This window comes from uncultured Pluralibacter sp. (assembly GCF_913775985.1).
GTDB lineage: Bacteria > Pseudomonadota > Gammaproteobacteria > Enterobacterales > Enterobacteriaceae > Pluralibacter.
On record NZ_CAJYMB010000139.1, the window covers coordinates 1 to 11,524 of the forward strand.

General features: G+C 59.5%; 13 protein-coding genes and 1 pseudogene. 4 read left to right on the forward strand and 10 right to left on the reverse strand.

Features of this window, described 5'->3' with window-relative positions; all coding sequences use genetic code 11:
* Positions 1-371 (forward strand): ATP-dependent dethiobiotin synthetase BioD (bioD, locus tag QZ766_RS17055; RefSeq protein ID WP_297204064.1); only part of this gene is annotated, 371 nt, incomplete at its 5' end.
* Here bioD and clcB read toward each other — a convergent pair.
* The 7 genes from clcB to ynfE form a co-directional block, all read right to left on the reverse strand.
* Entirely contained in the window at positions 324-1,619 is a 1,296-nt protein-coding gene (gene clcB / locus QZ766_RS17060; protein WP_297204067.1) for a voltage-gated ClC-type chloride channel ClcB, read from the reverse strand. The two genes, bioD and clcB, sit on opposite strands and share 48 nt — an antisense overlap.
* Before the next feature lie 157 nt (positions 1,620-1,776).
* Positions 1,777-2,925, reverse strand: coding sequence for an osmoprotectant ABC transporter ATP-binding protein OsmV (osmV, locus tag QZ766_RS17065; protein ID WP_297204069.1), 1,149 nt, complete (start codon positions 2,923-2,925; stop codon positions 1,777-1,779).
* Positions 2,925-3,572: an osmoprotectant ABC transporter permease OsmW gene (osmW, locus tag QZ766_RS17070; protein WP_297204071.1), complete on the reverse strand. Its 648-nt coding sequence runs from the start codon at positions 3,570-3,572 to the stop codon at positions 2,925-2,927. Before osmW ends, osmV begins: the two co-directional genes overlap by 1 nt.
* A gap of 9 nt (positions 3,573-3,581) precedes the next feature.
* Positions 3,582-4,484: a glycine betaine ABC transporter substrate-binding protein gene (locus tag QZ766_RS17075; protein WP_297204073.1), complete on the reverse strand. Its 903-nt coding sequence runs from the start codon at positions 4,482-4,484 to the stop codon at positions 3,582-3,584.
* Positions 4,485-4,503: 19 nt separating this feature from the next.
* Entirely contained in the window at positions 4,504-5,226 is a 723-nt protein-coding gene (gene osmY, locus QZ766_RS17080; RefSeq protein ID WP_297204075.1) for an osmoprotectant ABC transporter permease OsmY, read from the reverse strand.
* Between the two features lie 307 nt (positions 5,227-5,533).
* The gene (gene dmsD, locus QZ766_RS17085) at positions 5,534-6,142 is read right to left on the reverse strand and encodes a Tat proofreading chaperone DmsD (protein ID WP_297204076.1); all 609 of its coding nucleotides are present in this window, start codon (positions 6,140-6,142) and stop codon (positions 5,534-5,536) included.
* Positions 6,142-8,577 carry a selenate/tellurate reductase subunit YnfE gene (gene ynfE / locus QZ766_RS17090; RefSeq protein WP_297204078.1) on the reverse strand — a complete coding sequence of 812 codons (2,436 nt, stop codon included), beginning with the start codon at positions 8,575-8,577 and terminating at the stop codon, positions 6,142-6,144. The genes dmsD and ynfE overlap by 1 nt, the downstream gene beginning before the upstream one ends.
* 223 nt (positions 8,578-8,800) lie before the next feature.
* Here ynfE and QZ766_RS17095 point away from each other — a divergent pair, with 223 nt between their 5' ends.
* On the forward strand, positions 8,801-9,511 hold the full coding sequence (locus QZ766_RS17095) for a YnfC family lipoprotein (protein WP_297204079.1): 711 nt from the start codon (positions 8,801-8,803) through the stop codon (positions 9,509-9,511).
* Here QZ766_RS17095 and speG read toward each other — a convergent pair.
* The 3 genes from speG to QZ766_RS17110 all read right to left on the reverse strand — a co-directional run bounded on the left by speG (position 9,505) and on the right by QZ766_RS17110 (position 10,808).
* Complete coding sequence (gene speG / locus QZ766_RS17100; RefSeq protein ID WP_297204082.1) at positions 9,505-10,065, reverse strand: spermidine N1-acetyltransferase; 561 nt, start codon at positions 10,063-10,065, stop codon at positions 9,505-9,507. The genes QZ766_RS17095 and speG overlap by 7 nt on opposite strands.
* A gap of 56 nt (positions 10,066-10,121) precedes the next feature.
* Positions 10,122-10,463, reverse strand: coding sequence for a DUF1283 family protein (locus tag QZ766_RS17105; protein WP_297204085.1), 342 nt, complete (start codon positions 10,461-10,463; stop codon positions 10,122-10,124).
* A gap of 126 nt (positions 10,464-10,589) precedes the next feature.
* Positions 10,590-10,808, reverse strand: coding sequence for a hypothetical protein (locus QZ766_RS17110; RefSeq protein WP_297204088.1), 219 nt, complete (start codon positions 10,806-10,808; stop codon positions 10,590-10,592).
* Positions 10,809-10,906: 98 nt separating this feature from the next.
* Here QZ766_RS17110 and QZ766_RS17115 point away from each other — a divergent pair, with 98 nt between their 5' ends.
* Complete coding sequence (locus QZ766_RS17115; protein WP_297204091.1) at positions 10,907-11,233, forward strand: YnfA family protein; 327 nt, start codon at positions 10,907-10,909, stop codon at positions 11,231-11,233.
* A 127-nt stretch (positions 11,234-11,360) separates the two neighbouring features.
* Positions 11,361-11,524: pseudogene (locus QZ766_RS17120) on the forward strand (MFS transporter); the annotation flags it as partial.

Here is an 11,524-nt window from a genome sequence, read left to right on the forward strand (position 1 = left end):
TGGTCGTTGAGGGTACCGGCGGCTGGCGCAGCCTGATGAACGATTTGCGCCCGCTCTCGGAGTGGGTGGTTCAGGAGCGCCTGCCGGTGGTGCTGGTGGTAGGTATTCAGGAGGGCTGTATTAACCACGCCCTGCTGACATCCCAGGCCATTGCCAGCGACGGGCTGCCGCTGGTGGGCTGGGTGGCAAACCGCATTAACCCGGGCCTTGCGCACTATGCCGAGATTATCGACGTCCTCAGCGCCAAGCTGCCGTGCCCGATGCTCGGCGAGCTGCCGTATCTGCCCCGCGCCGAACAGCGCGATCTCAGCCACTACATTGATTTAACGGCGCTCGGCAACGTGCTGTCGATAAATGGAGTCCCGGCGTAAGGTCTGCGACAGCGCCGAGGCCAGCACGCACGACACCAGCAATCCGGGCAGTAGCGCGTACTGCCCTGTCATTTCACACACCATCAGCGTTGACATGATCGGCGCGTGGGTGGTTGCCGCCAGCAGCGTCGCCATTCCGGCAAGTCCCGCCAGCACCGCAATATCATCCCCCGCCGGCAGCCAGACGCCCGCAGTCCGGGCCAGCAGCATCCCGATAGACATCCCGATAAACAGCGTCGGCGTGAACACGCCGCCCGGCGCGCCCGATCCGCTGCTGGCCAGCACCGCCAGCAGCTTGCAGATAAATAATCCGGCAATGATCCCCAGCAGCGGCGGCGCCTGCAGGGAGTGCTGTACCACGCTGTAGCCGTTTCCCCACACCGCTGGCGTCAGCAGCGACAGCGCCCCGACAATCAATCCTCCCAGGCCCAGCTGCAGCGGCGGCGTGAGCCGCAGGCGCAGGAACAGATCGTGGCTGGTGGAAATCAGCCAGATCAGCCCCGGGCCGAGCAGGCCTGCCAGTAAACCGGTCGCCAGCATCGCGCCGTAACCTGCGGCCTGCAGCGCGCCCGTCGGGGCAACGTGGTAGAGCAGCGCCGGGCCGTCGTTCAGCAGGCGGGTGACCAGCAGCGCCACTACCGCGGCGATGACCACCGGGCCCAGGGATGCCAGCACCAGCGTACCGAACAGAATTTCGGCGATAAACAGGCTGCCCGCCAGCGGCGCGTGGTAGGCGCTGGCCATCCCTGCCGCCGCCCCGCAGGCGATCCACAGCTTACACTCGAACGTCGGCGAGAATCGCCGGGAAAAGAGCGAAGCGGCCAGCGCCGCCAGCAGGATCATTGCCCCTTCGCGACCGATGGCGCTGCCGCTGGCAACTACCAGCAGCGAGGCGGCGGATTTGATCAGGCTTGCCGGATAGTCGAACTGACCGTCGCCGGTTTCCAGCGCCTCCATATAATCCGTGGGCGCGTGGGGCCGCTGGCGGGTATAGCGCTGACAGCTCCACAGCAGCGCGCCGGCAGCGAGGCCGCCCAGCGCCGGCGTCAGCAATCGCCGCCACCACACCATCCCGGATGCGGCGCTGACCAGGCTGCGGCTCTGGTCGCTGAGCAGCAGCCACTCCAGCAGGTACATGGCGTGGCGAAACAGAGACACCGCCAGCGCGGCCAGCGCGCCGACGGCGGTGGCGATCAGCAACCGGCGAAACATAGTTCGGAGATCGGGATAAGCGTGTAGACGGTGCATGAAAACCATTAGCCTGCAAAGAAGTAGGGGAATTATATACCGGTCTTGGGTTTAGCTGCACGGGCAGCAGGCGTTCGCGCAGGGTTTTTGCGGGAAAAAGGTGCGGGAGAGGATTCAGAAGAGGCCGCTGGCCCGCGCGCGGGCCAGCGAAGTTTGCTTATTCAGAGAGATGAATATTCAGCGCCCGGCGGGTGCGGCCGGAGCTGAGGTAGTCGGCAATGTAGTCCTGAGAAATTTCGCCGTTGTAGCGCCCGTCTTCATCCACAATCGGCATCCAGCTGGTGTTGCTCTCGTACAGGCGCGAGAGCACCACGCGAAGGTTGTCTTCCGCTTTGCCGGTAATGCGGAACGGATGGATCAGATCGGCGCAGCTGCCGCTGGCGTTGCGCGCCTCGCGGCGTTTGACGTAGCCCAGCGGTTTACTGTTCTCATCCACCACGGTAATGGCGCGAATATCGTGATCGTCCATCAGGGCAAACGCCTCCGCCAGCGGGGTATCCCGGCGCGCAGTAATGGTCGGCTGTTTGTCGGTCACGTCGCCGGCGGAGACCAGCAGCAGGCGCTTGAGGGTGCGGTCCTGGCCGACAAACGAACCGATAAAATCGTTAGCCGGCTTCGCCAGCAGCTCGTCCGGGCTGGCGCACTGCACGATGCGCCCCTGGCGGAAGACCGCGATGCGGTCGCCGAGCTTCAGCGCTTCATCAATGTCGTGGCTGACCAGCATCACCGTTTTTTTCAGCTTGCGCTGCATGTCCAGAAACTGATTCTGAATCACTTCACGGTTGATGGGGTCTACCGCGCCGAACGGCTCATCCATCAGCAGCACCGGCGGATCGGCGGCGAGGGCGCGAATAACCCCGATGCGCTGCTGCTGGCCGCCGGACATCTCTTTCGGATAGCGGTGCAGAAATTTGTGCGGATCCAGCGCTACCATGTCCATCAGCTCCGCGGCGCGGGCTTTGCAGCGGGCTTTGTCCCAGCCCAGCATGCGCGGCACCACGGTGATGTTCTCTTCGATAGTCATGTTCGGGAACAGGCCAATCTGCTGGATGACATAGCCGATATTGCGGCGCAGCGTCACGGTATCCATTCCGGCGGTGTCCTCGCCGTTAATCAGAATCGTGCCGCTGGAGGCGGGGATCAGCCGGTTGATCATTTTCAGGGTGGTAGTTTTACCGCAGCCGGACGGGCCGAGCAGAACGCACATTTCCCCTTCGGGCACGTTAAGGCTGACATTGTCCACGGCGTTGAAGGTCTGGCCGTTTTTCTGCATGAATTGTTTGGTCAGATTTTCGAGTTTAATCATTATCGGATCCCCTTGGGAGTCAGCATAATTTGCAGGCGGTGCAGCAGGGCGTCGAGGACGATGGCGAGCAGGCAGATCATGAGCGCGCCGGCAATCAGCATACGGATATCGCTGCCGCTGATGCCGTTGAGCAGCAGCAGGCCGAGGCCGCCGGCACCGATCACTGCGGCGATGGCCATTACGCCAATATTCATTACTACTGCGGTGCGCACGCCGCCGAAAATCACCGGCAGCGCCATTGGAATTTCAACCCAGCGCAGGCGCTGCCAGAAGGTCATGCCGATGCCGCGCCCGGCCTCGCGCAGTCCCGGCGGCAGGCTGTCGAGAGCAATCCACGTGTTGCGCACGATGGGCAGCAGCGAATAGAGAAACACGGCAGTGATGGCCGGCAGGGCGCCAATGCCCTGACCAATCAGCGAAAACAGCGGGATCATTAGCCCAAACAGGGCGATGGACGGCACCGTCAGCAGCAGAGTGGTAAGCCCCAGCACCGGGGTTGCCAGCCACTTGTGGCGCACGATAATCACCCCCAGCGGCACGCCAATCACAATGGCCAGACCCACCGCCAGCAGCACTAGCCACAGGTGCTGCCAGGTCAGCGTCGCCAGATAGGCCCAGTTATCGATGATGTAGTGAACAGTCTCCATGTGCGCTCCTTAAAGCAGATGTTTGCTGCGCAGGAAGTCGGTCGCGACCTGGCGGGGAGATTCATGATCGATATCGACCCGCTTGTTCAGCTCGGCAATAACGTCGTTATTCAGCAGGCCCGACAGGGTATTGAGCGCCTCTTCCAGGCCGGGATTGGCTTCCAGAGTATCTTTGCGCACCACCGGCGTTACCGCATAGCTCGGGAAGAAACCTTTATCATCCTGCAGCACCTTCAGGTCGAAACCTTTCACGCGGCCGTCGGTGGTATAGACCAGGCCTGCATCGACGAAGCCGTCGCGAATGGCGTTGTAGACCAGCCCCGGGTCCATCTGGCGGATCTGCGGGCGGTCAAGCGGCATGTTATACGCCTGCTGAAACGGCTTGAGGCCGTCGCTGCGCCCGGCAAACTCCAGATCGAGTCCGACCATCCAGTTATGCTTCGGGTCGGTTTTGCGGATCTGCTCAATTTTCGCCACCATCTCCGACATGGTATTGATGTGCTCGGCTTCCGCGCGCTTGCGCTGCATGGCAAATGCGTAGGTGTTATTCATGTCTGCGGGCTTGAGCCAGACGAGGCCGTGTTTGGCGTCCAGCCTTTTCACCGTCTCGTAGGACTCCTCCGGCGACATCCGCTCTTTGATATGGTTAAAAATAATCAGCGAGGTGCCGGTGTATTCCCAGGTCATATCAATCTGCTTGCTGATCATCGCATTGCGCGAAATCACCGTGGCGATGTTGGTTTTTGGCTCCACCTGGAAACCTTTCTTGCGCAGGTACTGCACGGTCATTGCCGACAAAATATGCTGTTCGGTAAAGCTTTTGGTCGCCAGCACCAGCGGCGCGGCCTGCGCCTGAGCGGCGGCCAGCGCCACCGCAGCAGCGGCGACAAACAGACGTGTCAGTCGTCTCATACCATCCTCCGGATGTTTATTATTCTACGGTGTGCGGGCTAAGCCAGCGGCCAAGGCCTGCCAGCAGAGTGTCCAGAATGAGTGCGAACAGGGCGGTTGCCACCGCGCCCAGGATCAGGGTGGGAAAATCGTTTAGGTAGATACCCGGGAAAATCAGCTCGCCGTAGCTGCTGGCGCCAATCAGGAAGGCCAGCGGCGCGGTGCCGACGTTGATGGCGGTGGCGATGCGGATCCCGGAGAGAATAACCGGCCAGGCATTCGGCAGCTCCACCTGCCACAGCCGCTGCATTTTGGTCATGCCAATGCCGTTGGCTGCCTCAAGTAGCGAATCCGGCACCGAGCGCAGCCCGGCGTAGGTGTTACGTACGATAGGCAGCAGCGAGGCCAGGAACAGCGCCACGATAGCCGGCTTATCACCGATACCAAGGATAACCATGGCCAGCGCCAGTACCGCCAGCGGCGGCAGGGTGTTGCCAACGTTAAAAATTTGCATCACGTACTCCGCAATGCCGCGGGCGGCAGGGCGGCTGAGCAAAATTCCGCTGGGAATACCGACCAGAAGAGCGAAAAACATCGAACTGAATACCAGCATCAAGTGCTGTTTACCCAGATAGATGAGGTCGACCCTACGGGCGATGATGGTGTCTGCGCCAAGCCCCCACACCAGCAGGGCGAGCGTGGCGATAATCGCGGCGATAAACAGCAGCGCGCGCGTCAGGAGTGAAAATTGCGATGGTTGCATTGCAGCGTGTCTCCCTGTCAATCTCTATTTTGGCGACTCGCCAGTTGCGGACGCCTGTTGTTATGCCTGATTCCGGCAGGGTAATGAACCTATAGCAAGCGTATGGAAATGCTTCCACTTGAGAGGCAAATTAGTTTTACAGACCAATATGGGAGATTTTGCCGCACGCCTTATGGCATACCGCCTGGGGGGATATTGATGAGATAATTCTTAATTGAAGGGTGGTTTGTGACGGTGTAACTAAGCGAGGCTTTTGCAGGTGATTGAATTTCAATTAAGTCCCGCCGTAGCGGGACATGAATAGAGGTTAGTTATTAACAATCGCCACCGGCAGCTGCAGGCGCGTCTGCCATGCGCCGAGCGTATCCTGTGCCAGCTGGCCCAGCGCGCAGTAGAAGGGATGTTCGGCTTTTGCCACAAACGCCTCCAGAAAGCGCCCGCTCCAGGGCAGCAGGTGCCACGCCAGCAGCTCCTGCCAGCGATCCTCCTGCTGATTTTCCAGCAGCCACGCGCCCAGCATCAGCAGCAGGCCGAAATGATCTTCCGGCTCGTTCTGGCTGGAGTGAAAAGCAATATTGTTGTCCCGCAGCCACTGGCGCAGCGCCAGGGTCGATTCGCCGAACAGCACGTTCTCCTTATCCAGCCAGACGGAGCCCCAGGGCGAGGCTGGCAGCGCGTACGGACCGATAAAAAGCCGCTGCCAGGCTTCTGCCAGCGGTTCATCAAAAGCGGCCTGCAGCCGCGCGGCGATCCCGTCGCGGTAAGCAATGCTCGCCGGCCACTGGGCCTGCCAGCTGCCGTCGCGCAGGGCGGCGACCAGCGGCGCGGCGGCGTCGCTCTCCGGAGAGGTGTAAAAAAGCGCCCCGAGAACCCGGGCGCTGAGGATGAGATCGGTATTATCCGGCTGCTGCATCATTAGACTTTCTCAATTTGAACCAAATTCGTGTGCTGCGGATTGCCTTTCGCCAGCGGCGAAGGGCGATGGGTGGTGAGCGTATTTATACAGGCGCCGCGATCGATGCGGTCGCCGTCCATGCTGGCATTGTGCCACGCGCCCTGGCCCATGGCGCTGACGCCGGGCATGATCCGCGGCGTGACTTTCGCCGCAATGCGCAGCTCGCCCCTGTCGTTAAAGACACGCACCATGTCGCCGTTAGCAATGCCGCGATGGCGGGCATCAATCGGGTTAAGCCACACTTCCTGGCGGCAGGCGGCCTGCAGCACGTCGACGTTGCCGTAGCTGGAGTGGGTGCGGGCTTTATAGTGGAAGCCGAAGAGCTGCAGCGGGAACTGGCGGCGCTGCGGATCGTCCCAGCCCTCGACGGTAGAGGCGTACACCGGCAGCGGATCGATAGTATCGCCGCGCTCGAGCTGCCAGCTGGCCGCAATCTCCGCCAGCCTGCTGGAGTAGATTTCGATTTTCCCCGACGGCGTTTTCAGCGGATGGGCGTTCGGATCGTCGCGAAACCCTTTGTAGGCAACAAAATGGCCGTTGGGATCTTTACGCTTGTAGATGCCCATCTCTTTCAGCGCCTCGTAGGTCGGCAGTTCGGGATCTTTGGCGCGCATTTTGGCATACAGGTACTGCAGCCACTCGGCCTGGGTGCGTCCTTCGGTGAACGTCTGGTGCACGTCGTCACCCAGGCGCTTCGCCACTTCGCTCATCATCCAGTAAATGGGCCGCCGCTCGAACTTCGGCGAGGTGGCGGGCTGAATGAAAATCAGATAGCCCATGTTGCCCGCGTAGTCGTTAGGAATGATGTCTTCCTGCTCGACAGTCATCAGGTCCGGCAGCAGCAGGTCGGCGTACTTCGCCGAGGCGGTCATAAAGTTTTCAATTACCACGATGGTTTCGCACTTGCTTTCGTCCTGCAAAATGTCGTGGGTGCGGTTGATGTCCGAGTGCTGGTTAATGATGGTGTTGCCGGCATAGTTCCAGATGAATTTAATCGGCACGTCCAGCTTGTCCTTGCCGCGCACGCCGTCGCGCAGGGCGGTCATTTCCGCACCGCGCTCGATAGCGTCGGTCCAGGTAAAGCAGGAGATGGCGGTTTTCACCGGGTTATCCAGCACCGGCATACGCTCTATGGTGATGGTGTAAGTGGATTCGCGGGCGCCGCTGTTGCCGCCGCTGATACCGACGTTGCCGGTCAGGATCGGCAGCATGGCGATAGCGCGGGCGGTCAACTCGCCGTTAGCCTGGCGCTGCGGGCCCCAGCCCTGACAGATGTACGCCGGTTTGGCAGTGCCGATTTCCCGGGCAAGCTTGATAATTTTATCTTCCGGAATGCCGGTGATGTGGGACGCCCACTGCGGGGTTTTCGCCGTGCCGTCTTCGCCCTGGCCGAGAATATAGGCTTTGTAGTGCCCGTTCGCCGGGGCACCTTCGGGCAGGGTTTTCTCATCGTAACCGACGCAGTATTTGTCGAGGAACGGCTGATCTACCAGATTTTCGTTAATCAACACCCAGGCGATACCCGCGACCAGCGCCGCGTCGGTGCCCGGGCGGATCGGCACCCACTCGTCTTCGCGCCCGGCGGCGGTATCGGTGTAGCGCGGGTCGATAACGATCATTCGCGCGTTGGAGCGTTCTCTGGCCTGCTCAAGATAGTAAGTAATGCCGCCGCCGCTCATGCGGGTCTCTGCCGGATTGTTGCCGAACATCACCACCAGCTTGCTGTTTTCAATATCCGAGGTGCTGTTGCCGTCGTTAGAACCGTAGGTGTAAGGCATGGCGCAGGCGATTTGCGCGGTGCTGTAAGTGCCGTACTGGTTCAGGGAGCCGCCGCAGCAGTTCATCAGCCGGCGCACCAGCGAGGCGGAGGGTGAAGAGCGGGTGATGTTGCCGCCGACGATGCCGGAGGTGTAGTTGATATACACCGCTTCATTGCCGTACTCGGCGAGTGTTTTTTTCAGCCGCCCGGCGAGCATATCCAGCGCTTCATCCCAGCTGATGCGTTCGAATTTGCCTTCACCGCGCTTGCCGACGCGCTTCATTGGGTAGTTCAGACGCTCGGGGTGGTTGATGCGCCGGCGGATAGAGCGCCCGCGCAGGCAGGCGCGCACCTGGTGATCGCCGTAATGGTCTGCGCCGGTGTTGTCCGTTTCTACCCAGTATACGGAGTCGTCGCGCACGTGCAGGCGCAGCGCGCAGCGGCTGCCGCAGTTCACCGAACACGCCCCCCACACCACTTTATCCGCAGGCTGCGCGGCACTTTGCACCGCGGCGGCGGCGCTTTTCATCGCAAAAGGCAGCGGCAGGCTGCTGGCGGCCAGCGCCAGCGAGCCGGCAGCGGACGATTTAATCAGGGTGCGGCGGCTTATCCCGCCGGGGCGTTCTTGTTCGGACATCGCTTACTCCATCTTCTTAGCTGTCATACACCAATTTTGATGGAATAGTACTTATAAGGAGGTATCTGAACATTATCCACGGTCAAAGGCAGAGAAGTCAGTACAGGCCCGTAGCGCAATATTGCGTCCCGGCTGGCGAGGAGGTGCTAAAAAGCAAATAATTAAGGTTGCCGCGGCGGCAGTTGCTCTATTATTGGAAAAAAACGCCACGAAAGGGAAGACGATGAGGAACCTGCTCCGCCTGCTGCCGTTCGCGCTGCTGCTTACCGGCTGCGACAATAATTCTGCACCTGCGGCCTTTACGCCGGAAATGGCCAGCTTCTCCAATGAGTTTGATTTCGATCCGCTGCGCGGTCCGGTCAAAGACTTCAGCCAGACGCTGATGAACGAAAAGGGGGAAGTGACTAAACGCGTCAGCGCCAGAATTTCCGAAGAGGGCTGCTTCGACCTGCTGGATCTCCACGATGTACAAAACAGCACCGGCGCGACGCTGCTGCTGGATGCTAACTACTACGTAGATGCCGATACTCAGCAGAAAAAAATTCTACTGCAGGGAAAATGCCAGCTTGCCGGAATGGAAAATATCGGCCTTACGTGGGAGACCGACGATAAAGGCTTTATCGTCGTGGCGCGCGGCAAGGGGGTTGCGGTGAGTTATCGCTATGATGCCGAGGGCTATCCGCTGGGGAAAACCTCCACCAGCGGTGCGGACACGCTGGATATTGTCTCACTGCCGTCAAAGGACGCGCGTAAAAAGCTGGACTATACCAGCACCAGCGCGCTCAACGGCAAAGCGATTGGCAAAGTGGTTCAGGCCTGCGACTACGACCGGCACGATAATCCCGTTAGCTGCCAGCTGGAAGTGGAAGACGATAGCGTAAGCCCGGCCATTCAGCAGCGCTACACTATCGAGAACAAGATTGAGTACTACTGAGCCGTCGGCTTGAGCAGGCTCTGGCTGCCGGTCTTGTGCTGCGCCAGATACTGGTGCTGGAACAGGCACATCCGAATGGTGTTGCGGTATTCGCCGTTGATAAAGAATTCGTGGATCAGTTCGCCTTCCACCTGAAAACCAAGCTTGCGGTAAATATGCACTGCCTTGTGGTTCTCTTTGTCGACAATCAGATACAGCTTGTAGAGGTTAAGTACCGTAAAGCCGTAATCCATCGCCAGCAGCGCCGCGCGGGTTGCCAGCCCTTTGCCCTGAAAATCCGGGGAGATAATAATCTGAAACTCCGCCCGGCGGTGGACGTGGTTAATTTCCACCAGCTCCACCAGCCCGGCGCTGCTGCCGTCGCACTCAATAACAAAGCGGCGTTCGCTCTGATCGTGAATGTGCTTGTCATACAGATCGGAAAGCTCAACGAAAGCCTCGTAAGGCTCTTCAAACCAGTAGCGCATCACGCTGGCGTTGTTATCGAGCTGGTGAACAAAGCGCAGATCCTCGCGCTCAAGCGGGCGCAGTCGGATGTGATAAGCGTCTGCCATAAAATATCCTGTGGTGAATAAAAGAAGCAGGGCGCCTGCAGGCGCCCTCGGTGTCATTAGGGGACCAGCGGCCTGCCGGTTTGACGATCCAGGCAGCGCAGAGTGTGCGGCTCCCAGTAGGCGTTAAGGTTGCTGCTTTTTTCGCACTTGTCGCGGGTATCAAAGGCGACATCGGCCTTATCCCACTCTTTCTCAACGCGGGTATTCACCTTCTTGCGGAGCGAACGGGTATCGTTCCACTGTTCCTTATCCATTGCGGCATTCTGCCGGCTCTGCGCGCTGTCGCCAGACTCAATCACCAGCCTGTTTGATTCGGCGGATGCGCCCACACTGTACGCGGCAGCACCCAGCGCCAGCATTGCCGCCAGGCAGATGCGTTTGCTCAGGGTTACTTTCATAGCGGTTTCCTTTTGGGTGGTTAATTCGTCAGTCCCGGGTCGGGAGTTTACTACAACTCCGCCGGGTGTAATACCGGGTGCTTTATTATCGTGCAGAAGGTTCAACGTGGCCTAAATCAGCCTGGATTAGGCATTCGGTCCCCTGTGCGAGGCTTTATAAAGCCGCACGGCCTCGTTAATATTTTTGGTCTGCATAAACTGCACCTTCACACCGTTATTTAATACTTCGTAACCGTCGCGGCTGTAGCGGAATATCAGGATTGCGCCGCGATAGCGCACAACCCGCTCCCGAATGCCGATTCCCTGACGTCTGAGAATGGCCTGCGCCATTTTGTCGATTTCCATCGCGATACTCCCGTCAGTGAATGAAAATAGAATACTGTTCAGGATAAGATTAATTTATCCTGAAAAAATTCCCCGTGATTAACTTTAGTTGTTACTCGATGCTAAAAATTGGTGTTTTATTCTTTGCGACAGCCCTGTGCGAAATTATTGGCTGCTATTTACCCTGGCTCTGGCTGCGCCGTGGCGGCTCCGCCTGGCTGCTTCTGCCCGCCGGGGCGGCGCTGCTGCTGTTTGTCTGGCTGCTGACTCTGCATCCGGCCGCCAGCGGCAGAGTCTATGCCGCTTACGGTGGGGTATATGTTTGCACCGCGCTGCTGTGGCTGCGCTTCGTGGACGGCGAACGCCTGACGCTGTACGACTGGGGCGGCGCGGCCATTGCCCTGTGCGGGATGCTGATTATCGTTGCCGGCTGGGGGCGCGGCTAACGCGCCCGCCGCCCTAAGTTAAAGTGTGATCCTGCATCCTGTTCTCGCATCACGTTCTTGTATGGTAGTACCTCAGTTTCTACAGTGAATGAACGCTTGCTCCATTCACATCTGTTCTGAGGTGCTTATGACAACTAACGTGGTCGATAGCGCGGCGCGGCCTAAGCCGGCGCGCATTCGCACGGTACAAACCGTCACCCTGGCGCTGCTGTTTATCGCCGGTATCGTTAATTTTCTCGATCGTTCTTCATTAAGCGTGGCGGGGGAAGCCATTCGCGGCGAGCTGGGGCT